At 67.5% G+C, this 25,250-nt stretch carries 30 protein-coding genes and 1 tRNA gene; 18 read left to right on the top strand and 13 right to left on the bottom strand.

The window, feature by feature from the left end; translation table 11 throughout:
* Positions 1 to 85 precede the first annotated feature (85 nt).
* The 4 genes from ABEG18_RS22185 (at position 86) to ABEG18_RS22170 (ending at position 4,779) form a co-directional block, all read left to right on the top strand.
* Positions 86 to 1,477, top strand: coding sequence for a murein hydrolase activator EnvC family protein (locus ABEG18_RS22185; protein WP_406855215.1), 1,392 nt, complete (start codon positions 86 to 88; stop codon positions 1,475 to 1,477).
* Complete coding sequence (locus ABEG18_RS22180; RefSeq protein WP_406858678.1) at positions 1,477 to 2,820, top strand: S41 family peptidase; 1,344 nt, start codon at positions 1,477 to 1,479, stop codon at positions 2,818 to 2,820. The genes ABEG18_RS22185 and ABEG18_RS22180 overlap by 1 nt, the downstream gene beginning before the upstream one ends.
* Positions 2,821 to 3,081: 261 nt before the next feature.
* Positions 3,082 to 4,203, top strand: coding sequence for a divergent polysaccharide deacetylase family protein (locus tag ABEG18_RS22175; protein WP_406855214.1), 1,122 nt, complete (start codon positions 3,082 to 3,084; stop codon positions 4,201 to 4,203).
* A gap of 69 nt (positions 4,204 to 4,272) precedes the next feature.
* Positions 4,273 to 4,779 carry an RNA pyrophosphohydrolase gene (locus ABEG18_RS22170; protein ID WP_406855213.1) on the top strand — a complete coding sequence of 169 codons (507 nt, stop codon included), beginning with the start codon at positions 4,273 to 4,275 and terminating at the stop codon, positions 4,777 to 4,779.
* Between the two features lie 7 nt (positions 4,780 to 4,786).
* On the opposite strand, the gene ABEG18_RS22165 is transcribed toward ABEG18_RS22170, so the two are convergent.
* A complete protein-coding gene (locus tag ABEG18_RS22165; protein WP_406855212.1) occupies positions 4,787 to 5,206 on the bottom strand; it encodes a hypothetical protein in 420 nt (139 codons plus the stop codon).
* 115 nt (positions 5,207 to 5,321) lie between these two features.
* A complete protein-coding gene (locus tag ABEG18_RS22160; protein WP_406855211.1) occupies positions 5,322 to 5,645 on the bottom strand; it encodes a hypothetical protein in 324 nt (107 codons plus the stop codon).
* Positions 5,646 to 5,782: 137 nt separating this feature from the next.
* On the opposite strand from ABEG18_RS22160, the gene ABEG18_RS22155 reads away from it, so the two are divergent.
* The 10 genes from ABEG18_RS22155 (at position 5,783) to ABEG18_RS22110 (ending at position 13,176) form a co-directional block, all read left to right on the top strand.
* A tRNA-Leu gene (locus ABEG18_RS22155) sits at positions 5,783 to 5,867 on the top strand.
* A gap of 141 nt (positions 5,868 to 6,008) precedes the next feature.
* A complete protein-coding gene (locus tag ABEG18_RS22150) occupies positions 6,009 to 7,238 on the top strand; it encodes a tyrosine-type recombinase/integrase (RefSeq protein ID WP_406855210.1) in 1,230 nt (409 codons plus the stop codon).
* Positions 7,239 to 7,638: 400 nt separating this feature from the next.
* The gene (locus ABEG18_RS22145) at positions 7,639 to 7,872 is read left to right on the top strand and encodes a helix-turn-helix transcriptional regulator (RefSeq protein ID WP_406855209.1); all 234 of its coding nucleotides are present in this window, start codon (positions 7,639 to 7,641) and stop codon (positions 7,870 to 7,872) included.
* A complete protein-coding gene (locus tag ABEG18_RS22140; protein WP_406855208.1) occupies positions 7,872 to 8,450 on the top strand; it encodes a hypothetical protein in 579 nt (192 codons plus the stop codon). The genes ABEG18_RS22145 and ABEG18_RS22140 overlap by 1 nt, the downstream gene beginning before the upstream one ends.
* A 210-nt stretch (positions 8,451 to 8,660) precedes the next feature.
* Positions 8,661 to 10,019, top strand: coding sequence for a phage/plasmid primase, P4 family (locus ABEG18_RS22135; protein ID WP_406855207.1), 1,359 nt, complete (start codon positions 8,661 to 8,663; stop codon positions 10,017 to 10,019).
* A gap of 262 nt (positions 10,020 to 10,281) precedes the next feature.
* Positions 10,282 to 10,788: a helix-turn-helix domain-containing protein gene (locus ABEG18_RS22130; protein ID WP_406855206.1), complete on the top strand. Its 507-nt coding sequence runs from the start codon at positions 10,282 to 10,284 to the stop codon at positions 10,786 to 10,788.
* Between the two features lie 73 nt (positions 10,789 to 10,861).
* Positions 10,862 to 11,470: a hypothetical protein gene (locus ABEG18_RS22125; RefSeq protein WP_406855205.1), complete on the top strand. Its 609-nt coding sequence runs from the start codon at positions 10,862 to 10,864 to the stop codon at positions 11,468 to 11,470.
* 68 nt (positions 11,471 to 11,538) lie between these two features.
* Positions 11,539 to 11,961 (top strand): trypco2 family protein, encoded by a 423-nt coding sequence (locus ABEG18_RS22120; protein WP_406855204.1) that lies wholly within the window; start codon positions 11,539 to 11,541, stop codon positions 11,959 to 11,961.
* 259 nt (positions 11,962 to 12,220) lie between these two features.
* Positions 12,221 to 12,712, top strand: coding sequence for a hypothetical protein (locus tag ABEG18_RS22115; protein ID WP_406855203.1), 492 nt, complete (start codon positions 12,221 to 12,223; stop codon positions 12,710 to 12,712).
* Positions 12,713 to 12,819: 107 nt separating this feature from the next.
* A complete protein-coding gene (locus tag ABEG18_RS22110) occupies positions 12,820 to 13,176 on the top strand; it encodes a hypothetical protein (RefSeq protein ID WP_406855202.1) in 357 nt (118 codons plus the stop codon).
* A gap of 24 nt (positions 13,177 to 13,200) precedes the next feature.
* On the opposite strand, the gene ABEG18_RS22105 is transcribed toward ABEG18_RS22110, so the two are convergent.
* Positions 13,201 to 14,361 carry a patatin-like phospholipase family protein gene (locus ABEG18_RS22105; RefSeq protein WP_406858677.1) on the bottom strand — a complete coding sequence of 387 codons (1,161 nt, stop codon included), beginning with the start codon at positions 14,359 to 14,361 and terminating at the stop codon, positions 13,201 to 13,203.
* A 49-nt stretch (positions 14,362 to 14,410) separates the two neighbouring features.
* The gene (locus ABEG18_RS22100) at positions 14,411 to 15,232 is read right to left on the bottom strand and encodes a 3-hydroxybutyrate dehydrogenase (RefSeq protein WP_406855201.1); all 822 of its coding nucleotides are present in this window, start codon (positions 15,230 to 15,232) and stop codon (positions 14,411 to 14,413) included.
* A 109-nt stretch (positions 15,233 to 15,341) separates the two neighbouring features.
* Here ABEG18_RS22100 and ABEG18_RS22095 point away from each other — a divergent pair, with 109 nt between their 5' ends.
* Positions 15,342 to 16,253: a LysR family transcriptional regulator gene (locus ABEG18_RS22095; protein WP_406855200.1), complete on the top strand. Its 912-nt coding sequence runs from the start codon at positions 15,342 to 15,344 to the stop codon at positions 16,251 to 16,253.
* Here ABEG18_RS22095 and ABEG18_RS22090 read toward each other — a convergent pair.
* The 6 genes from ABEG18_RS22090 to ABEG18_RS22065 all read right to left on the bottom strand — a co-directional run bounded on the left by ABEG18_RS22090 (position 16,245) and on the right by ABEG18_RS22065 (position 21,251).
* A complete protein-coding gene (locus ABEG18_RS22090) occupies positions 16,245 to 17,549 on the bottom strand; it encodes an NAD(P)/FAD-dependent oxidoreductase (protein WP_406855199.1) in 1,305 nt (434 codons plus the stop codon). The genes ABEG18_RS22095 and ABEG18_RS22090 overlap by 9 nt on opposite strands.
* Before the next feature lie 5 nt (positions 17,550 to 17,554).
* A complete protein-coding gene (locus ABEG18_RS22085; RefSeq protein ID WP_406855198.1) occupies positions 17,555 to 18,103 on the bottom strand; it encodes a hypothetical protein in 549 nt (182 codons plus the stop codon).
* Entirely contained in the window at positions 18,100 to 19,368 is a 1,269-nt protein-coding gene (locus tag ABEG18_RS22080) for an MFS transporter (protein ID WP_406855197.1), read from the bottom strand. The genes ABEG18_RS22085 and ABEG18_RS22080 overlap by 4 nt, the downstream gene beginning before the upstream one ends.
* A 55-nt stretch (positions 19,369 to 19,423) precedes the next feature.
* On the bottom strand, positions 19,424 to 19,894 hold the full coding sequence (locus ABEG18_RS22075; protein ID WP_406855196.1) for a cupin domain-containing protein: 471 nt from the start codon (positions 19,892 to 19,894) through the stop codon (positions 19,424 to 19,426).
* 216 nt (positions 19,895 to 20,110) lie between these two features.
* Positions 20,111 to 20,527: a hypothetical protein gene (locus ABEG18_RS22070; protein ID WP_406855195.1), complete on the bottom strand. Its 417-nt coding sequence runs from the start codon at positions 20,525 to 20,527 to the stop codon at positions 20,111 to 20,113.
* Between the two features lie 355 nt (positions 20,528 to 20,882).
* On the bottom strand, positions 20,883 to 21,251 hold the full coding sequence (locus ABEG18_RS22065) for a hypothetical protein (protein ID WP_406855194.1): 369 nt from the start codon (positions 21,249 to 21,251) through the stop codon (positions 20,883 to 20,885).
* A 394-nt stretch (positions 21,252 to 21,645) separates the two neighbouring features.
* Here ABEG18_RS22065 and ABEG18_RS22060 point away from each other — a divergent pair, with 394 nt between their 5' ends.
* Positions 21,646 to 21,870 carry a hypothetical protein gene (locus tag ABEG18_RS22060; protein ID WP_406855193.1) on the top strand — a complete coding sequence of 75 codons (225 nt, stop codon included), beginning with the start codon at positions 21,646 to 21,648 and terminating at the stop codon, positions 21,868 to 21,870.
* 964 nt (positions 21,871 to 22,834) lie between these two features.
* Positions 22,835 to 23,266, top strand: coding sequence for a hypothetical protein (locus tag ABEG18_RS22055; RefSeq protein ID WP_406855192.1), 432 nt, complete (start codon positions 22,835 to 22,837; stop codon positions 23,264 to 23,266).
* A 14-nt stretch (positions 23,267 to 23,280) separates the two neighbouring features.
* On the opposite strand, the gene ABEG18_RS22050 is transcribed toward ABEG18_RS22055, so the two are convergent.
* A complete protein-coding gene (locus tag ABEG18_RS22050; RefSeq protein WP_406855191.1) occupies positions 23,281 to 23,598 on the bottom strand; it encodes a hypothetical protein in 318 nt (105 codons plus the stop codon).
* A gap of 107 nt (positions 23,599 to 23,705) precedes the next feature.
* Between ABEG18_RS22050 and ABEG18_RS22045 the strand changes: the two genes are divergently transcribed.
* Positions 23,706 to 23,864: a hypothetical protein gene (locus ABEG18_RS22045; RefSeq protein WP_406855190.1), complete on the top strand. Its 159-nt coding sequence runs from the start codon at positions 23,706 to 23,708 to the stop codon at positions 23,862 to 23,864.
* 42 nt (positions 23,865 to 23,906) lie between these two features.
* Here ABEG18_RS22045 and ABEG18_RS22040 read toward each other — a convergent pair whose 3' ends face one another.
* Together ABEG18_RS22040 and ABEG18_RS22035 are read right to left on the bottom strand one after the other, a co-directional pair.
* Positions 23,907 to 24,518: a hypothetical protein gene (locus ABEG18_RS22040; RefSeq protein ID WP_406855189.1), complete on the bottom strand. Its 612-nt coding sequence runs from the start codon at positions 24,516 to 24,518 to the stop codon at positions 23,907 to 23,909.
* 100 nt (positions 24,519 to 24,618) lie between these two features.
* A complete protein-coding gene (locus tag ABEG18_RS22035) occupies positions 24,619 to 25,170 on the bottom strand; it encodes a phosphatase PAP2 family protein (RefSeq protein WP_406855188.1) in 552 nt (183 codons plus the stop codon).
* Positions 25,171 to 25,250 lie beyond the last annotated feature (80 nt).

Here is a 25,250-nt window from a genome sequence, read left to right as displayed (position 1 = left end):
CCCGAGCCCCCATCAGCTTGCCGCATTGCGGGGCACACTGGCGACACCAGAGAGCCCGATTCGGGGCGGAGGCGCGACACGGCCGATGCGGCTGAACCCCTTGCGACATGCGATCCTCGGCATGGGCCTTGGTGTCTGCCTCGGCCTGGCGCCAGGCGGAGCGTGGGCCCTCGATCCCGCGTCGGCCGAGCAGGGCGCGCCCGCCGCGCCGGACGCAAGCCTCAAGGCGGCCGAAAGGGCGACGCGCCGGCTCGAGTTGGAGGCGACGGAGCGGTTTCTGCAATCGACCAGCGCCGACCGCGCCCGCCTGGAGAAGGAGGTCGCGGGGATCCGCTCGGACAGGGCGCGGCTGAACGCCACTCTGATCGAGACCAGCAACCGCCTGCGCGCGACCGAAGAACGGATCACCGCGATCGAAGGCAGGCTCGCCACGCTGAGCCAGACGGAAGACGCGATCCGGACCTCGCTGGAGGGGCGTCGGAGCATCGTCGTCGAGGTCCTGGCCGCCCTTCAGCGGCTCGGCCGCAGTCCGCCGCCCGTGGTCCTGGTGCGGCCCGAGGACATGCTGGAGGCGGTGCGCACCTCGATGCTTCTCGGCGCGGTGCTGCCCGAGCTGCGCTCGGAGACGGAGGCGCTCGCCTCCGACCTCGCCGAGATGGTGCGGTTGCGCGCGGCCGCCGCGACGGAGCGCGACACGCTCGCCAAGGATGTCGGCTCGCTGGTGGAGGACCGGCAGCGGCTCGCCGCGCTCGTCGAGTCTCGCCAGAAGGAGCTCGCCAGCGCCGAGCAAAATTCGGCCCAGGAGGCCGAAAAAGCCGCCGCCCTGGCCAGCAAAGCCCAAACTCTCAAGGAATTGATCGGCCGTCTGGAGACCGAAATCGACGCCGCCGCACGGGCCGCCGACGAGGCCCGGCGCGCCGCCCTCTCGGCGGAGGAACAGACCCGCCTCGCCCGCGAAAGCGAGGTCAAGGAGACCCGCGACAAAATCGCCGCCCTGGCGTTCCGCGACCCGGCCCGCCTGGCCCCAAAGCTTGCATTTTCAGAGGCCAAGGGGCTTTTGCCGGTGCCGGTGAGCGGCGTTTTGCTGAAGCGCTTCAACGCTCCCGACGCGGTGGGCGGCACCCTGAAGGGAATGTCGTACGCCACCAGGCCCGGCGCCTTCGTTTCGGCGCCATGTGATGGCTGGGTGGCGTATGCGGGACCATTCCGCACCTACGGGCAACTCTTGATCATCAACGCCGGCGGTGGGTACTATCTCCTCCTGGCTGGCATGGATCGGATCAATGTCAGCCTGGGACAGTTCGTGCTGGCGGGTGAGCCCGTGGCCGTCATGGGCGAAGGGTCCCAGGCGACCGCGGCGTCGGTGGGTAGCGAAACATCGCAACCGGTGCTCTACGTAGAGTTTCGGAAAGACGGGATATCGATCGATCCGTCGCCCTGGTGGGCGGCATCGACGAACGAGAAAGTTCGCGGATGATGCGCAAGTTCCCCATGCTCATGCTCGGCGTCGTCCTCGGGGCCGGCGCCGCCACGCTGGCGACGAACGACCGGCTGCTGTCGACGACCAGCGCCGTGGCGGCGGCGTCGGACACCTATCGGCAGCTGAACCTGTTCGGGGATGTGTTCGAGAAGATCCGATCCGACTATGTCGAGAAGCCTGACGAATCGAAGCTGATCGAGTCGGCGATCAACGGCATGCTGTCGGGCCTCGATCCGCATTCGAGCTACCTGGACGCCAAGAGCTTCCGCGACATGCAGGTGCAGACGCGCGGAGAGTTCGGCGGGCTGGGCATCGAGGTCACGATGGAGGAAGGCCTGATCAAGGTCGTTTCGCCCATCGACGATACGCCCGCCTCCCGGGCCGGCGTGCAGGCCGGCGACATCATCACCGCCATCGACGACGACGCCGTGCAGGGGCTCAGCCTCAACCAGGCCGTCGACAAGATGCGCGGCGCTGTGAACTCCGTGGTGCGCCTCAAGATCACCCGCAAGGGCGCCAGCGACCCGCTCGAGCTGAAGCTGACCCGCGACGTGATCCGCATCAAGTCGGTTCGCTCGCGCAGCGAGACGGATGTCGGCTATGTGCGCATCACCCAGTTCAACGAGCAGACCTTCGAGGGCCTGAAGAACTCGATCGACACCATCACCAAGGATGTCGGAGCCGACAAGCTGAAGGGCTACGTCATCGACCTGCGCAACAATCCGGGCGGCCTGCTCGACCAGGCGATCGCGGTGTCGGACGCCTTCCTGGAGAGGGGCGAGATCGTTTCCACCCGCGGGCGTAACGCCGACGAGACGCAGCGCTACAACGCCCGCTCGGGCGACCTGACCAAGGGCAAGCCGGTGATCGTCCTGATCAATGGCGGCTCGGCGTCGGCCTCCGAGATCGTGGCCGGCGCGCTGCAGGACCACAAGCGGGCGACCATCATCGGCAGCCGGTCCTTCGGCAAGGGCTCGGTGCAGACGATCATCCCGCTCGGGTCCAACGGCGCGGTGCGCCTGACGACGGCCCGCTACTACACGCCGTCCGGCCGCTCGATCCAGGCCAAGGGCATCGACCCCGACGTGCAGGTGCTTAACGAGGTTCCGGCCGAGCTGAAGGGCAAGGACGAGACCAAGGGTGAGGCCAGCCTGAAGGGCCACCTGAAGAACGGCGACGACGAGCAGGGCGGCAGCTCGGCCTATGTCCCGCCGGATCCCAAGAACGACAAGCAGCTGAACTACGCCTTCGACCTGCTGCGCGGCGTCAAGGTCAACGACGCCGGCGCCAAGGCGAGCAACCCCTCAGCGTCCGGGAAGCCGGCCAACGCCCCGAACTGATAGGCGCACGCGGCGCGCAGGCGCCGAGATCGGCGGAAGTGAAGCGGCGGAGCCACAGGTTCCGCTGCTTTTTTGTAGATGATTGTTCCCGTCCTAGCGAATCATAGGATTCAGCTATGATTCGGCGGCGGTCCGAACGGTTGGGCTCGCCGTTCAGGACGCGTTTCGCTTGATCACTCGACGGGACCGCACGTGACGTTGGGCCACGATGAACTGACCCGCCCCCTCGGGCTTGAAACGGCTCGGCGGCCTCCCCGCCGCATGCCGCTGGCGCTGGGCAATCTTTTCGTCGGCGGCGTGGCGACGGTTTTCCTGGTGTTGGCCGGCTATCTGGTGATCGTGAAGGATCCCTACGGGGGCGAGCCCTACGCCACCGCCCCCGTGACGCGCAGCAAGCCGGCCGATCCGGCCGCGTCCGCCGCCGAGCCGCGCGTGCGCGAAGGCGCTCCCCCGGCCCAGGACTCGGCGTTGGCGATGTCGGAGGCCGAGAAGGCCACGGGCGTGCGGGTGGTCCGCGGGACCGGCGATCGATCCGGCGGCATCGTCATCCAGGTGCCCCCCTCGGCCGTGAAGCTGGCGCCCGCGCCTGACAAGCGGCTGGTGGATCGCTCGCGCCATGGCGTCCTGCCCCGCATCGGCGCCGACGGTGCGCGGCCGGCCGACGTCTACGCCCGACCCGCCGTCGCGTTGCCGCCCAAGACCGTGGGGCGCATCGCGATCGTGGTGGGAGGGCTGGGCCTGAGCCAGGGGTTGACCAACGACGCCATCCAGCGGCTGCCGGGCGACGTGACGCTGGCCTTCGCCCCCTATGGGGCGGATCTGGAGCGGCAGGTCTCCAAGGCCCGCGACGACGGCCATGAGGTGATGCTCCAGGTCCCGATGGAGCCTTTCGACTACCCGGACAACGATCCCGGGCCGCATACGCTCACCGCCGCCAACCCCGGCGGTGACAACACGGACCGCCTGCTCTGGGTGATGAGCCGGTTCCCGGGCTATGTCGGCGTGATGAACCACATGGGCGCCAAGTTCACCTCCAGCGAGGCCGCCCTGGCGCCGGTCCTGAAGGAGATCGCGTCGCGCGGGCTCCTGCTCCTCGATGACGGCTCGTCCGCGCGCAGCCTGATGCCGGCCGCGGCCTCAAGCCTGAAGCTGCCCTTCGCCAAGGCGGACGCGGTTCTCGACCTGAGCCCCAAGTCCTCGTCCATCGACGACCAACTCGCCCGCCTGGAGACGATCGCGCGCGAGCGCGGCGTCGCGGTGGGAGCGGCGAGCGCGTTGCCGGTCAGCATCGAGCGCATCGCCGCCTGGGCCAAGGGGCTGGAGGCTCGCGGCCTGGCCCTCGTGCCGCTCAGCGCCGCGATCGCCAAGCCGGGCCGCCCCTGAGAGCGGGGGTGGACGCGGCGGGCCCGCTGGGGTTCGATGCTCGTCCGGCCAACCAGAAAAGCAGCGCTCATGAGCACCGACACCCTTCCCTATCGGCCCTGCGTGGGGATCATGCTGCTCAATCGCGAGGGCCTGGTCTTCCTGGGGCGGCGCAGGCAGGAGGCCGGACCCGAGCATGTCGACGCCACGCATTCGTGGCAGATGCCGCAGGGCGGCATCGACCGGGGCGAGGACCCCTACCGGGCAGCCCTTCGCGAGTTGCAGGAGGAGACAAACGTGACGTCAGTCTCGCTCCTCGGGGAGGCGCCGGACTGGTACGCCTACGACCTGCCCAGGGCTGTCTCGGGGCGGGCCTGGCGGGGGCGCTATCGCGGCCAGACGCAGCGATGGTTCGCCTTGCGGTTCGAGGGCCAGGAGAGCGAGATCGACATCCACCGCCCGGCCGGAGGCCACAAAGCGGAGTTCGACGCGTGGCGGTGGGAGCGGATGGAGCGCCTGCCGGCGCTGATCATCCCGTTCAAGCGCCCGGTCTACGAGAAGGTCGTCGAGGTTTTTGGCGGTTTCGCCGCGCCCTGAGGCGCGCTCACCGTTCGCGGCGGTGGCCCGGCGTCACCCTCCAGACGGGAGCCGGCGGCGGAAGCTGCAGTCGTCCTGCGCCAGCCTGGCCGGCGCCGCCGGAGCCGGAGCTGGAGCCGGACGCGCCCGGCGCCTGGCCGCTGGAGGCTTGGCCATCCTGCTGCTGGCCGCCGATGATCACCTCAGCGCCGATGTGGATGGGATCGCGCGGCCGAGGGTCCGGCAGGTCGGCGCAGTCGGAGTGGGACCGGGCCACGATGGCGCCCTTCTGGCGTCCGGCGTCGACCGCCACGAAGGATCCGTAGTCCGGGCAGGGCTGGGAGGGTCGGGCCGCTGCGTTCTGCGCGGCCGCGGGGCGCGGCGACAGGGCGCCGGCCGCGCAGAGCCAGCACGGGGTCAGCAGGAGGACAAGGCGCAGCGCGGACATAGCTTGATCATGAGGCGGACCTGTTAACGGCCTGCAACCGGTTCGCCTTAAAGTTGCGCCTACGGAAAAGCCCGCCCCCGGAGACGGGAGCGGGCCTGGTTCGCGCCGGGTTGCGTCAGTCGCAGGACTGCGTGGTCGTGGTCTTCGTGTCGCCGAAGGAATTCTGCTTCTGGACGGTCTTGGACGCGCAGTTGGAGACGGTCCCGGTTTCCACCGGACCGCGCTGCTCGACGATGACCTTGTCGCGGTTCGGGCCGGTCGCGGCGCCGCCGACGACGCCGCCCACGCCCGCGCCCACGGCCGCTCCGACGGGGCCGCCCACCACGCCGCCCGCAATCGCGCCGGTCGCTACGCCGGCAGCCGCGCCGCTGTCATCCGCATAGGCGGGAGCGGCGAAGACGGCGGCGAGCGCGGCGGCGGCGATGATGATGGTCCTCATGATTGTCCTCCTTTGAAGATGAACGTTCGATGTCAACCAACGCAAGCGTCGCCGCCCTGTTCCCGAAAGGCTGAAGCCGCAGGCGATTGACCTGCCGCCGAGGCCCGCTATAGTCCCGCCGCCTCCCGAAAGGGCGGGCCCCTGTGGCGGAACTGGTAGACGCGACCGACTCAAAATCGGTTTCCGCAAGGAGTGCTGGTTCGATTCCGGCCAGGGGCACCAATCCGCCATCCATTGCAGTCCAGGTGAGACCGAAAACCCGAGGCTGTCCTTGGGTTCTTGCGTTGAGATCATCCGAAATGACATGATGCCGTCCATGGCAGTCCGACACAGAATGTGGGACTAAACGTGGGACAACGGCCGATGCCCAAACTAAGCGCCCGCCAAGTCGAGACCATCAAGACGGAAGGGCGCTATGGCGATGGAGGCGGCCTCTATCTCGTCGTGGCCGAGAGTGGCGCGAAGAAGTGGGTCCTGCGCTACCAGCAGGCGGGGCGTCGCCGAGACATGGGCTTGGGAAGCTTCCCCGACGTGCCGCTCGCCGCCGCCCGCGAGAAGGCCAGTGCAGCGCGCCGCGCCGCCGCAGCCGGCGAGGACCCGATCGCCAAGCGCAAGGCGGAGGCTGCCCGTGGCCGGCGCCCAACGTTTCGGGAGATCGCGGCCGAGGTGATCGAGCTAGAGCAGGCGAAGTCGACCAACGCCAAGGTGCGCTATCAGTGGGGTCTCCTGCTGGGTGAAGCGTATTGCGGCTCGATGCTCGACCGCATGGTGGACGAGATCACGACCAGCGACGTTGAGCGCGTTCTCCGGCCGGTCTGGCACGCCAAGCCGGAGACGGCGCGCAAGCTTCACCGCCGCATCCGCCGCGTGTTCGAGCACGCGCGCGTTCGCCTGCGGGACGGCTTCGGCATCACCATGGCGGAGAATCCGGCGCGGTGGGACGACCTCAAGGCGCTGGGCTTCTCAACCCCCGAGAAGCTGAGCCGTGGGCCGCAGCCTTCACTGGACTATGCCGAAGCGCCAGCCTTCCTCTCCGCTCTTCGGCAGCGCCGGACCATGGCGGCGCGGGCGCTTGAACTGCTGCTCCTGACCGCTGTGCGCACCGATGCTGTCCGGAGAGCGGAATGGCGTGAGTTCGACCTCGGTGCGGCGCTGTGGACCATCCCGGTCGAGCACCTGAAAGACAAGCGCACCCGCGCGGAGCCGTTCCGAGTGCCCCTCGCGCCCGTGGTGGTCGACATGCTGCGCGCCATGAAGGAGCAAAGGACGTCGGCGACGTTCGTCTTCCCGAGCCCCAGGGGCGATCAGCCGCTCAGCAACATGGCCATGCTGACGCATCTGAAGAAGATGAACATGGTGGGAAATGGCGGCGTGCGTTGGCGCGACCCGCGCGACGGCCGGCCGATCGTGCCGCACGGCTTCCGTGCGACTTTCCGGACGTGGGCCGAAGACCAGACGCACTTCCCCCGCGCTGTCATCGAGCAGGCGATGGGTCATCAGGTCGGCACGGAGGTTGAGCGGGCTTACCGGCGGACAGACGTGCTGGAGAAAAGGCGAGAACTGATGCGAAGCTGGGCTGAAAACACAGTGTAAAGTTATCCACAGCGAATTTAGGCGCGCCAATTGTTGCTCATGAGCTACTGCTCCGGCCCCAAATAAGGAACTCATTTGTCTCCGTGTGCCTTGCCCGGGTTGACGTTGGTTTGTGCGGGCGTGTCCCCTAGAAAGGGACCTCGCGGGCGGCCAGCAAGCTAAAGAGCTTTCGGCGTCCGGCGACGTCTGTCGAAAGACGGTTTAGGGTTAATTCGTCCGCAACTAAGGTGTGGATCGACAAGAAAAGAGCCGCCCGACCTGGCAGTCGAAGCGGCTCTCCAGGGTCTCCCCTGTTGCTCTGGAAGGAGCGGGTTGACCCTACGCGCGACAGGCGGTCGGTGCAATGCCGTCCCGCCATCGCGAGCTTGTCGTCGTGCAACGTCAAGCCAACGAGGGTCACGTGGCCGCTTCGAACGATGACGCTCGCCCGCAGGGCGGCGCTCACCTGCCCCAAACCGGGTTCATCCGCCTCACCTCCATTCTGGCCCCGCGCGGACCCATCCCGGTCGCGCGATCCACCTGGTGGGCGGGTGTTGCGGCGGGACGCTATCCGAAGCCTGTCCGGCTCGGGCCGCGCATCACCGCCTGGCGTGTCGAGGACATCCGCGCGCTCATCGAGAAGGGAGCGGGCTGATGCACGATTTCTTACCCCCCTTGACCGACTCCGAACGGTTGATCGAGGAGCGCCACGCCGCGTGCGAGTTGCTGCCTCAGAAGGCTATCCGCTGGTTCACCGAGCAGCAGGTACCGGCTGCGGTGCTAGCGAACCCCGATGTGCTCGTTCACGCCAAGGTGAAGTTCGCGGGGACGCGGTTCATCTTCCACGATGAGGCAGCTCACTACGACAAATTCCAAGACGCGCTCATCATCATGCTGCGCGACGGGGATGGACGGCCCTACGACCTCGCCGCCTGGGCTCGGCGTCCCAGCCGACTGGGAACGTGGTGCGGCCGCGCCGCCGTTCTCGGCGATCCCGTGGCTCCCCGCCTTCACAAGCATGGGGCCTTGCTGGTCCACCCTGACCCCCTCGGTTGGCTCAGGCACAGCCGTGCGGGCGTCGTGATTATCCACCGGCGAACTGCGGCGCGGGAGTTGATGGACCTTGGCCCCTTGGCGGCCATGGGCGGAAAGGCCCACGTCGGCGAATTGTTCGCGCTCTTTGGCGCGATGGTTCCGCCTATCGTCGACGGAAGTTTGCCGGAGGCCGGCTGATGAGGTCGCCCTCTTGGTGGCGGGCCGACGCCGTCGGCTCGAATGCGCATGACAGGACCGTTCGGGCCGGCCACGTCTCATCTGGGTGCTTAAACGAGAGTTGGGCCACGCACATGATTGTGGCGGACTCCTCTGAAATAAATCCGCTCGCGTCAGGTCCATCGGGGGTGAGGTCGCTTTCAACCGCGTCGTGGCTAGGGAGAATCGGCCATGGCTGATCGCCATGCCCCGCCCTCTCTAAGCCCGCCTATGCCGTTCGCCCCGGATGTTGAGGTCTTTTCCGATGCGCGTCCGGAACTCGTCACCCAGGACGGTGTGGCGCAGGTCTTCACTCGGCGCTTCAAGGACCTCCTGCGCTACTGCTTCAGCAGGGGAGCGTGGTTCGAGTGGGACGGCACGAGCTGGCGTGTCGACCGCACCGACAGTGCGCTTCAGCATGCGCGCGACATCGCCCGAGATCGCTCCCGCTCCTGCCACGGAGCCGAGATCAGACAAGCGCGATCGCTTGCCTTCGCCAAGGGCGTCGAAAAGCTCGCGCGAGGCGCCATGAAGGCGACGGCGGCCGATTGGGACGTCGATCCCTTCCTCCTCGGCACGCCGGGTGGAACGGTGGACCTGAGGACGGGCGTCCTGCGTTCGGCCAATCCTCAGGACGGGATCACAAAGATCACCTTGGTTGAGCCTGCGCCGACGGCAGATTGTCCGCGCTGGACCGAGTTTCTCCATGAAGCGCTGGGCGGAGACGCCGAGGTCATCCGCTTCTTGCAGCAGTTTTCGGGCTACTGCCTCACCGGCGTCACCCGTGAGCAAACGCTGCTGTTCCTGCATGGACCCGGGGGAAATGGTAAAAGCGTGTTCCAGGAGGTGCTCATGAGCATCCTCCATGAGTATGCCGCGACGGCGCCGATGACTGCATTCACGACGTCAGCGCACGATAAACACCCAACCGAACTTGCCATGCTGCATGGCCCCCGACTCGTCACTGCCTCGGAGACGGAGTTTGGACGCGCATGGGACGAAGCGCGGATCAAACAGCTCACTGGTGGCGACCGGATCCGGGCGCGCTTCATGCGCGAGGATTTTTTCGAATTCATGCCGAAGTTCAAGCTGATCTTTGCGGGCAATCACCAGCCCAGGCTCACGGTGGTCGACAATGCCGCACGTCGCCGTGTGGCAATGGTCCCGTTCGTGGTGACGCCGAAAGATGTCGATCATCTGCTCACCGAGAAGCTCAAGCACGAAGCGCCGGGGATCCTGCGGTGGATGATTGATGGCGCGCTGGACTGGCAAGCCAACGGCCTTTTGCGCCCAGCGTGCATAGCGGACGCAACGGAGACCTACTTCGCTGACCAGGACGTGTTCGGGTCTTGGCTCGCGGAGTGCTGCGACACCGGCGACGATGCGTATTGGGCCAGTTCGCTCGAGCTGCGCATGTCCTACGAGCGCTACTCTGAGGCTGGCGTCAGCCAAAAGAACTTCGCGTCGCAACTGCAAAGCCGAGGGTTCGCGCCCTACCGGACGGGTGATGCTCGAGGCTTTCAAGGCATACAGCTGAAACGTCAGCCATGACGCATGACGCATCATGACGCTGAAAACATGATCACAAATTTGAATGCATCCGAAAGCGAAGGTGACGAAAACGCGTCACCTTGCGTCATCCGTCAGAGCGAGGGAGACAATCTCCGACTCAGCCGGATTGCCCAACAAGAACTAAACGGCGCGACGTACCGACAGGCCGCGCGCTGCGAGCGCATCCGGGCGCGGACGAACCGCCCGGCAACACGGCCTTCCGAGATTCAGCTCACGCCGGCTTATCGACCGAGACGCGCTGATGCCGGCGGCGATAGAGGCCGCTCGCCGCGCCCTGAACTCAAAGACAATGGAGACAAAGATGATGGCATCCGATGTGGCTACCCTCACCGTGAGGGAGTTCGCCCAAAAGTCATTTCTGAGCGAACGAACTATCCGACGCGAGATCGGCGCTGGGCGCCTGCAAGCTTGCCGAATTGGTGGTAAATTGCGATTGGACCCAAGCGACATTCAACTGTGGCTCGATGCACACGGGTTTCTCGCTGCGATAGGAATTTGGCCCGCGGGGTCCGTGGGCCCGATCCTCAATGATCAGGATGCCTCGGCGCTGTTCTTCCTGGACCGGCACAGTGGGAACGCCTTTAGCAGAAGGATGAGACTGAGAGCTCCTCGCCTTCGTGAACGCGGGGTTCCGATTGAACTTGTGGCCGGCAAAGACGGCCAGCCGCGGTACCGCCTGAGTTCGACGCTCCCAGTGAGATGCGAGGGATTCGTATACAATCTCGGTCCGACCAAGACCATGCGCTAAGAGCAGGGACGCACCTCACAGCTTGCCCACGCTGAATTGCGCAGCCATGTCAAACCGTAGCAAGGATCCGCACATGGCCCGACTGACAGCTGAAGAGTGGGAGGAGATCAAGACGCGCTTCTGCGTCGGCATGTCCGCCCGCCAACTGGAAAAACAGTACAACGTCACCCGCCAGGGCATCCTTCAGCGCGCCGAGAGAGAGGGTTGGCAGAGGACCCCAAATGGCGAGATCCAGATTGCTGTGGTGGCCAAGCTGGCTACCACATCGGTTACAGATCGGTCGCCAGTTGCAGGCGGTAACACACCTACGTCAGAGGTGACGCGCGAGTTGGTGGTGAATCAGGAGGCCGAGCGCCGCGCCTCGATGATCCGCCAGCACCGCGCTCAGTGGGAGGAGGTAACCACGCTGCGCAACGATGCTCTGGCCCTCGCCAGGAAGTCGCGAGAGGGCAGCGCTGAAGCCAGCGTGCGCCTGCCTGACGCAATCGCGGCCTATAAGAAGATGGCCGAGGCGACCGCCGCGCATCAGAGGGGCGAGCGCGTAAGTTGGGGAATAGACTTCTCGCTCGCCATACCCAAGGACCCGACCGGCGCGGACCTCACGGCCGAGGAGCGGGACGCCATCCTCGACGACGTACTGCGCGAGGTGGACGAGATGTGGCGCAGGCGCGCGGAGAGGTAAGGTCCGGTCAGCGCCGCAGCTCGACGACGCTGGTGCACGCCGTCTGACAAATCCTCCGGGAGGTCGCGATGAACCTGTCTGAGTTCGTGGAAAAAGCTCTGATCGAAGTGCTCGACGGAATCCGAAAAGCGCAGTCGAGCGAGGGCGGGGATAACGTTGCGGCAGCCTTGCAAAAGGTCGAAGGCAAAGGGAGCCTGATCCAGGACGCACTCGGCATTTTTACGGTCGTAGACTTCGAAGTCGCCGTTGTCGCTGAAACAAAGGGCAGCGGGCGAGGTGATCTCAAGGTCTGGGGCCTCGCGAGCTTTGAGGCAGGCGGCAGCCACTTAAATCAACAGACCAGCAAAGTTAAATTCTCAGTGCCGGTTCGCTTGCCCGATGGCGACCAGAAGCGGCGGATAGCCTCTGACGAACAGAAGGCGCGTCAATCCGCCGAGGCAACCCGGCAAGCTACGAAAGCCAGGGAAGCAAGGAACAAGTCGATCGTTTAAGCGTCGGCGCCAAAAACTCCCGTGCCTTGGCGACGTTCTCCGGGCGCAACTAAAGATTGCCCCTCCAAGGTGCACTGACAGCCCCACGGATCAGCCCATCCGTGGGGCTTTCTTCTTCCGGGTTTCCATGCGGCCACCTATCCCCGCCCACAAGCGCCGAACCCCTCCAGGCTTCATTGCGCCTTGTCTCGCCTGTCCCGCCGACCGTGTCCCAAAGTGCCCTCTCTGGATCCACCAGCCGAAGCACGACGGCTTCCGGATGATCTGCCGCCGGGAAGGGCCACAGGCGCGGCTGTGGAGCCGTAACGCCCTCAACTGGACCCAGCGCCTGCCGAGGATCGCCGGCGGCCTCCTAGAGCTTCCCTGTCGCTCCTGCGTGCTCGATGGCGAGGCCGTCGTTCAGCTCCCCGACGGACGAGACGACTTCCACGCGCTCCGGTCGGCAGCGGGCGCCCGCAACGCCATGCTGATGGCCTTCGACCTGTTGGAGCTGGACGGCCGGGACCTGCGCGCCTTGCCGCTGGAGGAGCGCCGGGCCGAGCTGCGTCGGCTGGTCGAGGCGGGCCCGGTCGACGGCGTCGCGTTCGTGGATGCGATTGATGAGGACGGTGAGGCCCTGTTCCGCCATGCCTGCCGGCTCGGCCTGGAGGGCATCATCAGCAAGCGCCGGGACAGCCCTTATCGGTCGGGACGGTCGCAGGCATGGCTGAAGTCGAAATGCGCCGGCTATGTCCGCCATGGAGAGCAGTAGGACAGAGCGCCGCGCTCCTGCGGGGAAGCCAAGAAATCCCAAAATCGGCGTAGATTTCGGTCCTTCCAGCCCCCTATGCTCGGCCTTCTTTGTTGGTTGGAGGTGCGATGCGCCGCGTTCTCGTTCTGGCGGCGGCTGCTGTCGCCCTCACCCTTCCGGTCGTTGCATGCCAATCGGCGGGTGAGCCGTTGTCGGCCAAAGCCCCCGAGCACGATGCCAAGTGCAAGGATATGGGCTACTCCCCGGGGACCGCGCTGTATCTGCAATGCCGCCAGTACATGTCCCAGGTCGCCGCGGCCGACGCGGCGCAGCAGCAGCAGAGACAACGCGAAGCCCGCACGCGCCTCCTGCGTTTCGGTCAGGCTCTCGGGGGAAATCTCCCCGAAGAACGGCGCGTGACCTGCCACCAGAACGGCTCAACGACGGAGTGCCGGTCATGGCAGGGCCCGGCAGGGTGGGAGTGATCGCGCCGCGCGTGCGCAACCGCCTCACGAAGCGGGCGTGACTACCGCGCCGGCCCGCGTCTCGTGCAGGACGAAGCCTTCCAGCGGATCAATTTCGGCCTCCCAGGGAGACTGCTCCAGCATCGCGCACGTGTCGCGATAGCCGGCGTCCCACCGCGCCCTGATCCCGGCGGCGCTGAAATCGATGTCCTTGGTGTGGTCCTCGCCGTCCAGGGAGGGCGCCAGCAGGCGCACCACATGCATGCGGGTCAGGCAGCCATAGGCGGCGAGCTCCCTGGTGAGCGGATCGCTGCGCAGCGGCTCGGGAACCCGCCGGGCCAGCTCGGCGATGACGTGCCGCAGCTTGTGCATCTGGCGCTGGCGGGCGATGTGGCTGGCGGCGCGGCTGGAATACTGGATGTCCTTTTGCCGGTGCAGCACCTGCCACATGGTGTCCGGCTCCGGCCCGTTCGGATTCCAGACATGCACGGCGAACACCACCGAGTCGCGCCGCGGCATGTCGTCGAACACGGTCTCGACGGGGGTGTTCGACAGGATGCCGCCGTCCCAGTAGAGCTCCTGCCCGATCCGCACGGCCGGAAAAGCAGGCGGCAGCGCGCCAGAGGCGAGCACGTGGCGCAGGTCGAGCGCCGTTTCGCGGCTGTCGAAATAGCGCATCTCGGCGGTCCGCACATTCGCCGCGCCGACCGTCAGGCGCGGCTGGCAGGCCTTCACCAGCGAGAAGTCGATGAGCTCGGCCAGCGTCGCCGCCAGGGGTGCGGTGCTGTAGTAGCCCGCCGCCTCCGGGCCGAGCGAAACATGGGCCCCGCCGAACGACCGCAGGTTGGGCTCGAAGAAGCCCGGCACGCCCTGCATCATCGTCATCAGGCTCGACATCGCGAGCCCGACGAACGGCAGCGCCCCAAAGGCGCGGGCCATGGGCCCGTGCTCCACCCTGGCCCAGAACTCGTGCAGCCGGTCCATCCGGTCCGCCACCGCGTTGCCGGCGATTAGGCTGGCGTTGATGGCGCCGATCGATGTGCCGATCACCCAATCGGGCTCGATCCCGGCCTCGTGCATGGCCTGGTAGACGCCGGCCTGGTAGGCGCCGAGAGCGCCCCCGCCCTGCAACACCAGCACGATCTGCCCCTTGTTCCGCGGGTGGGCGCCGACTCGCCCTTTCGGGAGCGCCGCGTCGGCCACCATCGTGCTGCGATGGATTGTCATGGCGTTGTCCTCCGGCTCGGGTGCAGGGTCAGTGGGCCGTCCAGCCGCCGTCCATTGGCAGCGCCGCGCCGGTGATTGAGCCGGCTTCCGGCGTCGCCAGGAAGAGCGCCAGCGCGCTGAGCTGCTCGACAGTGGCGAAGCGCTTGTTGGGCTGTTGCGCCAGCAGGATGTCGCGGACCACGGCGTCGCGCGGCACGCCATGCGCTATGGCCTGGTCGTCGATCTGGCGCTCGACCAGCGGCGTCCAGACATAGCCGGGACAGATCGCGTTGCAGGTGATGTCGGCTTCGGCCGCCTCCAGCGCCGTCACTTTGGTGAGCCCGATCAGACCGTGCTTGGCCGCCACATAGGCCGCCTTGAAGGGCGAGGCGACGAGCCCATGCGCTGAGGCGACGTTGATGATGCGCCCGAAGCCGCGCTCGCGCATGCCGGGCAGGGCCAGCCGCGTCGTGTGGAACGCGGCCGTGAGGTTGACGGCCAGCACCGCGTGCCACCGAGCCGGCGGGAAGCTCTCCAGTGGGCTGACGAACTGGATTCCCGCATTGTTGACGAGGATGTCCACCCGGCCGAACGCGGCGACGCTCATGGCCATCATGTCCTCGATGGCGGCGGCGTCCGACAGGTCCGCGCCCGAATAGAGCACCTTGACGCCGTGCTCGGCCCGCAGGTCGGCCTGAAGCGCCGCGATCTCGTCCCCGGCCCCGAGGCCGTTCAGAACGACGTCGGCGCCGGCCGCCGCCAGCGCGCGGGCGACGCCGAGGCCGATCCCGCTTGTCGAACCCGTGATCAGGGCGACGCGTCCGCTCAATGCCTTGTGCGTTGCGGTTTCAGGCATCGCATGGATAGTCATGGCCGCCTCCGTGAGTGGCGCCCCAAGGGCGCTGTTCATGGAGGCAGGATGCTCGTTCCAAGCATTGATCTGAAATGCCGGCTCACTGCCATGTCGATAGGAGCCCGCTATGGAGATGCATCAGGTCCGCTACTTCCTGGCTGTCTGCGACCACCTGAACTTCACGCGGGCGGCCGAGCACTGCCACGTCGCCCAGCCCTCCCTGACGCGGGCCATCAAGCTCCTGGAAGAGGAGCTGGGCGGAGCGCTGTTTCATCGCGAGCGCGCCAACACCCACCTCTCCGAACTCGGACGCATGGTGAGGCCGCACCTGCAGGAGCTCTACGAGAAGAGCTTAACGGCCAAGAAGGAGGCGCTCGACTTCACCCGCCTCAAGAAGGCCCGCCTGCGGCTGGGCGTTATGTGCACCATCGCGCCCAACCAGCTGGTCGAGCTGGTCACGGCTGTGCAGGCGCGCCATCCCGGCGTCGACCTGGAGATCATGGACGCCAGCGCGCGCGATCTCGACGTGCGCCTGAAGGAAGGCCTTCTGGAGGTCGCGATCTTTTGCGACCCGCGCGACGAGGAGGACGAGCGCCTGCACCGGCTACCGCTGTTTCGCGAACAGATGATGATCGCGGTCCCGCCCAGCCACCGCTTTGCGGGGATGAACGCAGTCCGGGTGCGCGACCTGGAGGGCGAGTGCTACGTCAACCGCGTCAGCTGCGAGTTCAACGGCGTCGCCGGGCCGGTCTGGCGCGATCTCGGCGTCAACTGGAAGACCATCTACCGCAGCGAGCGAGACGACTGGGTCCTGGCCATGGTGGCGGCGGGGCTCGGCTTCGGGTTCATGCCGGAACACTGCATCAATCACCCCGGCGTGGTCAGCCGTCCTCTCGTTGACCCGGAGTTCTGGCGCGAGGTGTCGCTGGTGACGGTGCGCGGCCGGCCCCATTCGCCGGCGGTCGGCGCGCTCGTGCGCGAGGCGGTGCGGGCTCCCTGGCGGCGGGACGCCCCTCGGGCCGAAGTCGCCTCACGCTGAGCGGCGCAGCGCGGCGGCGGGCGCCTGCTCGGGCGCGAGGGGGTGCTCCTCGCCGCTGCCGGTGATGAGCCGCGGGCCGCGCTGGTAGGTGACGTAGCTCCACGCCCAGTTCGCCGCCACCGACATCCGGTTCCGGAACCCGATCAGGAAATAGACGTGGGCGACGCACCAGATCAGCCAGGCAAGCGAGCCGCTGAGCCGCACCCGCCCGAGGTCGGCGACCGCCTTGCGCCTGCCGATCGTCGCCATGGCGCCGTAGTCGCGATACCGGAACGGCGCGCGCAGCTCGGGCGCAAGTCCGATCTGGCGCGCCGCGTGGCGGCCCTGCTGCTTGGCAACCGGGGCGACGCCCGGCAGCGGCCGCCCGTCCGGGCCCGCCACATGGGCGGCGTCGCCGATGACGAAGATGTTCGGGCGTCCGGGAACGGAGAGGTCCGCCGCAACCTTGACCCGTCCTGCCCCATCCGCCTCGGCGCCCAGCCAGCGCGCGGCCGGCGAAGCGCGCACGCCGGCGGCCCAGACGATCGTGCGGCTTTCGATCCGCCGGCCGGCGACCTCTACACCCTCGCCGTCGACCGCCGTCACCGGCGCGCCGGCTTCCACCTCCACGCCAAGGCCGCGCAGGCCCGCCGCGGCGGTCGCCGACGACTGCGGATGGAAGGACGGGAGGATGCGCGGCCCGGCCTCGATCAGCACCACGCGGGTCATCCGCGGGTCGATGGCCCGGAAATCGGCCGCCAGCGCCGTGCGCGCCAGCTCCGCGATAGCGCCGGCCATCTCGACGCCGGTCGGCCCGCCGCCGATCACCGCGAAGGTCAGGAGGCGGCGGCGCTCGGCGGGGTCCTTGACGATCTCCGCTTTCTCAAAGGCGAGCAGGATGCGTCGGCGCAGCTCCGTCGCGTCCTCGATCTTCTTGAGGCCGGGCGCATGGCGCTCCCACCCGTCGCGGCCGAAGTAGGCGTGCTTGGCGCCCGTCGCGATGATGAGCGCGTCATACGCGACATCGCCCTCGTCGGTCATGACGACCCGCCGGTCCGGATCGACCCCGGTGACGCGCGCCAGCATCACAAAGGCGTTCTTCTGGCGGTGCAGGACGCCCCGGATGGGAGATGCGATGTCGGCCGGCGACAGCCCGGCGGTGGCCACTTGGTAGAGCAGCGGCTGGAACAGGTGGTAGTTGTGGCGATCGATTAGTGTGACGTCGACCGGCGCGCGCGCCAGCGCCTGCGCTGCCGACAGGCCGCCGAAGCCGCCGCCGACGATCACCACGCGCCGCCTCGATGAGACCGTGTGCATGGCCATCACCCCTTTTTTTCAGTGGTGGTGAACAGGGCGGCGATGCGCCAATCCTCCGAACGGTCCTTGCGCACCGCCAGCATCGAGACGAGGAAGCGCAGTCGGTCCGGCCCCGGCACGCGCGGGCCGATGGCCAGCTCGAGCGGCAGGTGGAGGTAGGCCGCGCCGGCGTTCAGCTCCACCGCGACGGCGCGGTCGAGGTCCGGGGTCACGCGCCAGATCTCCGAGCTCCGGAACAGGGCCATTCGTTCGATCGCCGCGTCGCGGCCCCAGATCGACATCCCGTCGCTCACCCACAAGAACGGCGGATCCTGCGTGAACATCTCCCGCACGACGGCGAGTTCGCCGGCGTTCTGAGCGGCGGCGAAGGCCTTGTAGGTCGCAATCACGTCCGCGCCGCCGGCCCGGACGCCCACGGGCGGGAGCGCCGCGGCGAGCGCCGCCCCGGCGCCGCCCGCGATGACATGGCGGCGGGTGGGCTGGGCCTCCGGCGAGAGCCCGGCGGCGGCGTGAGCCGACGCTGGAAGAAGGGAGCTTTTGTCGAGAGAGGTCATGGCTGCAACTCCTTCGGGGAGAAGACCGAGGCGGGCGGCGCGGGGACGACCAAGCGGGCCGAAAGCAGCAGGGAGAGCACGAGCGCCGCCGCGACTCCGGCTACGCAGGCGGTCCAGCCGAAGCCGTCGAAGAGCCAGCCCAGCACGGCGCTGCCCACGAGGCCGCCCGTGAAATAGCTCCCCAAATAAAGCCCGCTGGCCGAGCCCCTGTCGCCCGTGGCGGCCTTGCCGACGAAGCCGGTTGCGACGGCCTGGGCGAAGAACGTGCCGGCCGCGACCAAGGTCAGCCCGGCCAGGATGGCGTCGAGGCCGGGCGCGGTCACGAGGGCGAGCCCGGCGAGCGCGACGAGCGTCGCTGCCCCGAACGCCCGGCGGGCGCCCAGCCGCGCCACGGCGAGGCCGGCCAGCGGCGTCGTAACGATAGACGGCAGGAACACGAAATAGACGAACCCGACCGTCATCTGGCTGATCGCGATCGGCGGGCGCACCAGCACGAAGTTGACGTAGGTGAACGCCCCAATGAAGGCGAAGAGGATACAGAAGCCGATCCCGAAGGCGGCCCGCAAAGCGGGGTTGCGCAAATGTTGCGCAACGCCGGCCAAGCCCGCCGGAGCCGCGCTCCCGGTCCCGGGCCGGCCTGCCCGCGCCATGGTGGCGCGCACCAACGCAGCCCCGGCCAGGTTCATGGCCGCAAGCGTGGCGAAGGTGGCCGGAACGCCGAAATGATCGGCGAGCGCCGCCGCGACGAGGCGGCCAACGAGGTTGCTGGCGACATTGCCGGTGACATAGGCGGCGAAGGCCGCCGCTGTCTTCCGGCCGCTGGTGGTCTCGCCGAGATGGGCCAGCGTCAATGAGAACGCAGTCGCCATGCAGAGGCCCTGCAGCACCCGCAGCGCCGCGAAGGCGCCAAGGCCGGGCGCGCCCGCCAGCAGCACGGTCGGTATCGACAGCAACAAAAGGCTGGCCACGACGCCGCGGCGGCGCTCGAGGCGGTGGCTCATAAGGGCGACCGCGAGCCCGGCCACCGCCATCCCCAGCGTGCTGGCGTTCACGGCCAGCCCCATCGCGGCCGGCGTGACACCGTAGAGGCGCGCCAGCGACGGCAGGATCGCCTGCGTCGCGAAAAGGTCTACGAGCGTCAGGAACGAGACGAGGCCGATCAGGCCCATCCTGGCCGCTTGGGCGAGGGCGCCTGGCGCGGCCGGGACTTCCGCTCCCGGCAAGGCGCGATCGGGGTTGGCCCGATGGAGGAGTGCGGCGATCATGGCGTGTCCTTTCGCGGGACGGGGCGGCGCCCTGCGAGGGCGCCGCCGGGCGGGCTCACATGTTCGCGTCCGTCTTGTCGTGCAGGATGTCGGCGGACAGCAGGGTCACGGGCTTGCTGCCGGTGTTCTTCCACCAATGCGCGGTGGCGCTCGTCTCCCGCGCTACCTCGCCGGCCTTGTGCAGAATCGGGACCGCGCAGGTGCTGGCGTATTCGGTGATCGAGCCCTCGACGATGTAGATGATCGCGGGTCGGTCGCCATGGCTGTGCCAGGGAACGACGCCGCCCGGCTGGACGACGAGCTTGCGCAGCCGCAGCTCGTGATCCTTGAGCCCGACGGGCTCCTGGGCGAGCTCGATCTTGGTCAGCACGGTGTCGGTGACGTCCTTGGCGGGCGTCGTGACCGGCTTGGTGAGGTCGCGGCCCACCTTGTCGGCTGGGCATTCGCCGGCCAGGGCCGGCAGCGCGAAGGTCGCGGCGGCGAGGCCGAGGATCGCGGTCATGAAGCGGTCGGTGGGACGGGTCATGGGTCTCTCCTGGCGGTTGGGCCCGAGGGCCGTTCGACGCCTGAAGGATCCATGGCGGATGGGCGCAGCGGAAATGCCGTGTGCGTCCGATGTCGATAGTCGCCCGCTATTCCCCGCCCTGGCGCGCGGCTGATGGGGTGAGTGAAGGTGAAGGTCACTCTCGCTGCCGCGGATCGCCCCGCGAGCAGGGCTTTTTTGCGTGAACGACCCGCGTCCTCATTGCGGCCGTCCCACCCAATCCGGCAGTCGCGCAATCCCGACAGCGATCCGCCGCGCCTCGTCGGGCGTTAGGTCGCCTGCTTCAGGGTCGCTGTGGTAGACGGCCGCCAGCCTGATGCCGCTCGCGTCGGTGACCGAGAACCAGGTTTTCCGGTCCTCAACGAAGAACGGCCCCTGCGTCCCGGGCGGGAACTCCGCCGATCCGACGCCGTGCATAAGATCAGGCATGCTGGCGATCATCTCCGCCATTGCCCTCGCCTGGTCGGGCAACATCATTACGCTGCCCGTACTCCGGTAACCCGTGGTGTCGCCGTAGCAGTAGGCCAGCCAAGCGCCGTTCGCGTCGGCGACGCGGAAGCCCGCCGGCATGGGGTGGACCGTCCAGGGCGGCGGGAAGCGGCGATTTTCAGACATGAATATCTCACGAGACGGGCGCAAACTGCGGCACAATTACGCGCTCTTTGTACACTTTTTGTTCCGAATAAACTGATCCAGGTCAAAACAAACTGATTTACGTTAGTTTCTTACTTTCGTCAGGAGACGCAAGGTCCAGAATACGCTCGATCTGTCGGCGGGCCTCTTTGAGGAGTTCTCGCGCTTCCTCCAGGGTCTCTGCGTGGTCAGCGCGGTCCAGCAAACTCAGGATCTTGTCCCCTAGGAACTGGACGCGCTCCTGGAGCTCTGGGTCATCAAACATTGTCCTTTTCGCCCTCGGCCGGCGCGAAAGTTAGCATTTCAATGGGATGCCGCTTAGGGAGGTTCCCGCAAGTTACAAAACGCGCACGTAATTTGGACACCTCGACTTCAGCCAGTGCGGCGATCGCCCCGATCGATAGGGGCTGTCCCGCCGCTTGGAGATAATGCCCTCGAACTCGAGCCTGCAGGCATGGCGGAACAGGGCCTCTCCGTCGTCGTCCATCGCATCCACGAACGCGACGCCGTCGACCGGGCCCGCCTCGACCAGCCGACGCAGCTCGGCCCGGCGCTCCTCCAGCGGCAAGGCGCGCAGGTCCCGGCCGTCCAGCTCCAACAGGTCGAAGGCCATCAGCATGGCGTTGCGGGCGCCCGCTGCCGACCGGAGCGCGTGGAAGTCGTCTCGTCCGTCGGGGAGCTGAACGACGGCTTCGCCATCGAGCACGCAGGAGGCGCAGGGGAGCTCCAGGAGACCGCCGGCGATCCTCGGCAGGCGTGCGGGTCCAATTCAAGGCGTTTCGGCTCCACACGCGCGCCTGTGGCCCGGCGCGGCGGCAGATCATCCGGAACCCGTCATGTTTCGGCGAATGCAGCCAAAGCGGGCCCTCCGGTACGCGGTCGGCGGGGCACGCTAGGCAAGGCGCGATGAAGCCCGGGGGTGTTCGGCGCCTGTGGGCGGCGACTGGAGGACGCATCCGGAGACGATGCCGGGATCACCTGGACAGTTCCAAAGGCGGCACCAATCCGCACGCGCTAGTCCAGGCTCGGGCTGGCCTCGTAGACGGGTGAGTTGCAACTCCAGGCGAAGTTTCGCGTTCAGCCGCGCGGAGGGCAGGGCGATGACGTCCAGACATTATCGAGAGCGGGCCGAGCGCTGCATGCAGCGGGTCCAGACGGCCGCCGACGACCAGGAACGGGCGCTGTTGTTGGACATGGCCGAGAAGTGGCTGGAGATGGCGCGACGGGCTGATGACCGGGCTTCAGCGCAGGAAGGCGGACACCCCCTGGCCGCCGAGGACGCCGGCATAGCCACGCACATCAGGCACGATCCAGACCGAACGTAAGACCCGGCGCCGCCGAGCCGCGTTATTCACGCATGACCCGCCGCTTCCCGCCGCCCTGGACCGTCCACGCGATGCCGGCGGGCTTCCGCGTGGCCGACGGGAACGGCTACAGCCTTGGTGGCGAAATCGCGAAGAGCGCTCATGCGTAACCCTCCCGTGGCGTCCATGGATGACGGGCAACTCCTTGCGGGGCCTGAATGCGGGGCGCAGACGGCCGAAATGTTGGCGGGGTGGTTAGGGGCTGGTGGACACCCTGAGGATCGTCTGCGAGCCCGTCAGGGTCAACGAGAACGGACGGAGACGGGGCGTGCGAAGCGCTGCCCCACCTGTTCCGCCGAGGGGCTTGACCGTCGATCCTGAAGCCCGGCCGACAGCGGGGCCGGACGCCAGGACGGCACGAAAACACCTGCCGCCGGCGACCTCACGCGCGACGAGGCGCGGCGTATCGCGGCCGGCATCATGCGCCTCTTCGCCTCCCGGTGATGGACGCTTGTTGCACGATGTTTCCACCCGGAACATGCCTACGCGCGGAGCAATCAGCTCGGCCCATGGAGAGGCCGTGGAGGCCCGCCACGCCCTTTGGACTAGGAGTCGGAGCGCTGTCGCACTCCAAAGCCGCCACGGCCCTGCCTGAGGCTCCAGAGGGCATGGCGCGCGCCCGGCCGGTAGGTGCGGCTGTGCTCCTCCGAGCGGTGGCGACAACAACGGCCCGGCAGCCGCACGCCGTCGAGCTCGCCGCCGCGATCGTATCGCTCATGGGCCAGGGCGGAGGCGTAGGGGCGCGCTGGGCTCTCGTCGGGCTCAGGGAGCGCTGTCGCATCCAAGCCAGCGATACGGCCCCGTAAGCGGCGTGCCGGTCGACAATCGGCCGGTCACCACCCGATGCCCCTTAAAGCGCCCTTTACCATGCTAGGGGGATGATCTCCCGAGCAATGGCCGATCATCGGCCGTTCGGGGTTCTCCCATGTCCGACTGGTACACGTATGCCGAGGCCGCGAAAGCGCTTGGGATTTCGACCGAGGCGGCCCGCCAGCGCGCCGCACGCTTCGGTTGGCGCCGTCAGCTCGGAAATGATGGCAAAGCCCGCGTGCAAGTCCCTGAAGAAGCAATCGGTTCTGATCGGCCGGTTAAACGGCCCGATGAGCGCCCGATGAGCGCCCCCGATGACCGGACGGTTGATCGGCCGGACGATCGGGCTGCTCTGACCGCCCACATCGAGACGTTGAAGGCCGAGGTCGCGCGCCTCGACGCGCTGGCCGCGGAGCATCGGGCCGATCTTCGGCAGGAAAGGTCGCGGGCGGATCAGGCCATGGCGGAGCTGGCGAAGATGGCCGAGCGCCTCCTAGAGCTGGAGCGCCGCCGAGCACGGCCGTGGTGGCGTCGGCTGGCCGGGTGAGCCGCGCGAACCGACTACTGGCCTTCCAGGAGATCGGGTGGAAGCGGCTCATCTACGACGGGCTGCAATCGCTCGCGAAGCTCTTCCTCTTCATGGCGAAGCTGTTCAAGGAGATTGTCCAACCGCCGCGGAGGCAGAACAGGTCGCTGGTCCGGCCCCATCAGCCATACGATGCAATCCATCCTGATGCCTCCGCCCAACGCCCGCTGGCGGAGAAAGCGCAACGCCGTCGCGGACGCCGCCTCATGGCTACCGGCCCGAACGTCGCCCAACGGGATCACCGGACCGTCTCTGTCCTTCGCGTAGATCGGATAGACGGCTAGTGCGCGCATGCGCAGGTCTCCCCGAACCACATTGAAGGCGCGTGTTTATTTCACGATGGCTGTACGGGATATGAACGGCGAGGTGGCACAGCCTCCCCGACGGTGTCCAGCCGCCGTTGACGCTCGATAAGCACCCGGAGGCGTTCGTGGTCAGGTCCGCCGAGGGGCGCTATCTGGCTTGGGTCTACACCGGTGACCCGCGAGCCGGTGACCTCACGCGCGACGAGGCGCGGCGTATCGCGGCCGGCATCATGCGCCTCTTCGCCACCCAGTGACGGGCGCTTCTTACTGATGTTGCGCGATCAACTGGAGGGCCGTCACGCCCTAGGTATCCACACGAGCCTGTGCCGGTCGAACAAGGCCGTCCAGTCGATGCGCGTGAAGGCGTAGAGCGCCGCCAGGAGAAGCACCTGGGTGCCGATGAACCAGGCGCCCGCGTACAGACCCGACGCGAGCGAGTCGATGTGCAGCCGCCGTCCCGCCGCGGCACCGCCCTCAATGAAGAAGGTGTAGCTGGCCAGCCTGCCGACGAAGAACGGCAGCGCGACCCGCAGCAGCGGCAGCCCGGTCAACCCATAGGCGATGAACAAGAAGTTCGAGGGCAGGGGGCTGAAGGCGTAGAACAGGAACAGGCCGACGGTTAAGACCGTCCGCTTCTCAAGGCGATCCTTGATGACATCAATGTTCGCCCGGTGGGCGTCGCTCAGCAGCTTCTCCCGCAAGAGCCAATACGACAGCCTTGCGAGCGTCAGCCTGCCCAGCGTCGCCGCGACCGCGCCGACCACGGCCAGGTGGACGGCGCCTGTGTCGGGGAACTCGAAGCCCACCAGGGCCAACGCCATCCAGGTCGGTGGCGCGAACGCCGGAATCAGGTTCAGCCCGAAGATGAAGATGAACAGCAGGGCCAGGGCGGGCAGTTGACCTAACACGGCGCCTCGCTCCCAATAGCCTCCACCTCCGGTTCCTGTCATGGGCGCTGGAAACCGAGGGCCTGTCCACCACTTCGTCACGCACCGGCCTCAGCATGGGTCAGAGTATGCCCGTAATCAGGCGGTCCGCACGGGTGCCCTCCCGGTAGGCCGCCCTTACCGCGGCAGCGGCAGCAACGCCCGTGATGGCGCCTCCGAGAACGTCGCTCAGGAAGTGGGTCCCGATGTAGACGCGCGAGACGGCCAGCAGCACCGCGACGGCAAGGAGGACCAGCCCCTGGCGTTTAAAGCCGTGCAAGAGGAAGGCGGTCGCGATGGCGACGCTTGCCGTCGCGTGATCGGAGGGGACCGAGAAGTCGGCACTTCGTTCGACGAGCAGACGGCTAACGCCAACGTCGTATGGGCGGAGCCGGTGGACGAACAGCAGGACGATCTGGTTGAACCCGAGGCCGAGCAGGAACGACAGGCCTGCCGCGACCAGAATGTGGCGGCTGGAGCGGTCCGGGCGGGGAAGCCACCACTGCACCGCCACGGCCAGGACGAGTACTGGGATGCCCAGTGCGGAAATCCAGGTCATGAGGACGTCGGCTGCGGCAATGTGCCCCGACCACCCATTGATCCAAGTGGTCAGGGCGGCATCAAGGTCGGTCATCCAGAACTCCGGCGGGGTTAGGCCAAAGACGGCCGACACGGTGCCGTAGGCGCATGCGGCGGCGGTGGCGGTGTGGGAGT

It is taken from the genome of Alsobacter sp. KACC 23698, from assembly GCF_045348435.1.
Taxonomy (GTDB): domain Bacteria; phylum Pseudomonadota; class Alphaproteobacteria; order Rhizobiales; family Beijerinckiaceae; genus Alsobacter.
This window is presented reverse-complemented; position numbering and strand designations above follow the sequence as displayed.

Excerpts from the sequence above, each read along its gene's own strand:
- ABEG18_RS22185 (WP_406855215.1), top strand. The coding sequence starts at position 86 with ATGCGGCTGAACCCCTTGCGACATGCGATCCTCGGCATGGGCCTTGGT.
- ABEG18_RS22180 (WP_406858678.1), top strand. The coding sequence starts at position 1,477 with ATGCGCAAGTTCCCCATGCTCATGCTCGGCGTCGTCCTCGGGGCCGGC.
- ABEG18_RS22175 (WP_406855214.1), top strand. The coding sequence starts at position 3,082 with ATGCCGCTGGCGCTGGGCAATCTTTTCGTCGGCGGCGTGGCGACGGTT.
- ABEG18_RS22170 (WP_406855213.1), top strand. The coding sequence starts at position 4,273 with ATGAGCACCGACACCCTTCCCTATCGGCCCTGCGTGGGGATCATGCTG.
- ABEG18_RS22165 (WP_406855212.1), bottom strand. The coding sequence starts at position 5,206 with ATGTCCGCGCTGCGCCTTGTCCTCCTGCTGACCCCGTGCTGGCTCTGC.
- ABEG18_RS22160 (WP_406855211.1), bottom strand. The coding sequence starts at position 5,645 with ATGAGGACCATCATCATCGCCGCCGCCGCGCTCGCCGCCGTCTTCGCC.
- ABEG18_RS22150 (WP_406855210.1), top strand. The coding sequence starts at position 6,009 with ATGCCCAAACTAAGCGCCCGCCAAGTCGAGACCATCAAGACGGAAGGG.
- ABEG18_RS22140 (WP_406855208.1), top strand. The coding sequence starts at position 7,872 with ATGCACGATTTCTTACCCCCCTTGACCGACTCCGAACGGTTGATCGAG.
- ABEG18_RS22135 (WP_406855207.1), top strand. The coding sequence starts at position 8,661 with ATGGCTGATCGCCATGCCCCGCCCTCTCTAAGCCCGCCTATGCCGTTC.
- ABEG18_RS22130 (WP_406855206.1), top strand. The coding sequence starts at position 10,282 with ATGCCGGCGGCGATAGAGGCCGCTCGCCGCGCCCTGAACTCAAAGACA.
- ABEG18_RS22125 (WP_406855205.1), top strand. The coding sequence starts at position 10,862 with ATGGCCCGACTGACAGCTGAAGAGTGGGAGGAGATCAAGACGCGCTTC.
- ABEG18_RS22120 (WP_406855204.1), top strand. The coding sequence starts at position 11,539 with ATGAACCTGTCTGAGTTCGTGGAAAAAGCTCTGATCGAAGTGCTCGAC.
- ABEG18_RS22115 (WP_406855203.1), top strand. The coding sequence starts at position 12,221 with ATGATCTGCCGCCGGGAAGGGCCACAGGCGCGGCTGTGGAGCCGTAAC.
- ABEG18_RS22110 (WP_406855202.1), top strand. The coding sequence starts at position 12,820 with ATGCGCCGCGTTCTCGTTCTGGCGGCGGCTGCTGTCGCCCTCACCCTT.
- ABEG18_RS22105 (WP_406858677.1), bottom strand. The coding sequence starts at position 14,361 with ATGGTGGCCGACGCGGCGCTCCCGAAAGGGCGAGTCGGCGCCCACCCG.
- ABEG18_RS22100 (WP_406855201.1), bottom strand. The coding sequence starts at position 15,232 with ATGACTATCCATGCGATGCCTGAAACCGCAACGCACAAGGCATTGAGC.
- ABEG18_RS22095 (WP_406855200.1), top strand. The coding sequence starts at position 15,342 with ATGGAGATGCATCAGGTCCGCTACTTCCTGGCTGTCTGCGACCACCTG.
- ABEG18_RS22090 (WP_406855199.1), bottom strand. The coding sequence starts at position 17,549 with ATGCACACGGTCTCATCGAGGCGGCGCGTGGTGATCGTCGGCGGCGGC.
- ABEG18_RS22085 (WP_406855198.1), bottom strand. The coding sequence starts at position 18,103 with ATGACCTCTCTCGACAAAAGCTCCCTTCTTCCAGCGTCGGCTCACGCC.
- ABEG18_RS22080 (WP_406855197.1), bottom strand. The coding sequence starts at position 19,368 with ATGATCGCCGCACTCCTCCATCGGGCCAACCCCGATCGCGCCTTGCCG.
- ABEG18_RS22075 (WP_406855196.1), bottom strand. The coding sequence starts at position 19,894 with ATGACCCGTCCCACCGACCGCTTCATGACCGCGATCCTCGGCCTCGCC.
- ABEG18_RS22070 (WP_406855195.1), bottom strand. The coding sequence starts at position 20,527 with ATGTCTGAAAATCGCCGCTTCCCGCCGCCCTGGACGGTCCACCCCATG.
- ABEG18_RS22060 (WP_406855193.1), top strand. The coding sequence starts at position 21,646 with ATGACGTCCAGACATTATCGAGAGCGGGCCGAGCGCTGCATGCAGCGG.
- ABEG18_RS22055 (WP_406855192.1), top strand. The coding sequence starts at position 22,835 with ATGTCCGACTGGTACACGTATGCCGAGGCCGCGAAAGCGCTTGGGATT.
- ABEG18_RS22050 (WP_406855191.1), bottom strand. The coding sequence starts at position 23,598 with ATGCGCGCACTAGCCGTCTATCCGATCTACGCGAAGGACAGAGACGGT.
- ABEG18_RS22035 (WP_406855188.1), bottom strand. The coding sequence starts at position 25,170 with ATGACCGACCTTGATGCCGCCCTGACCACTTGGATCAATGGGTGGTCG.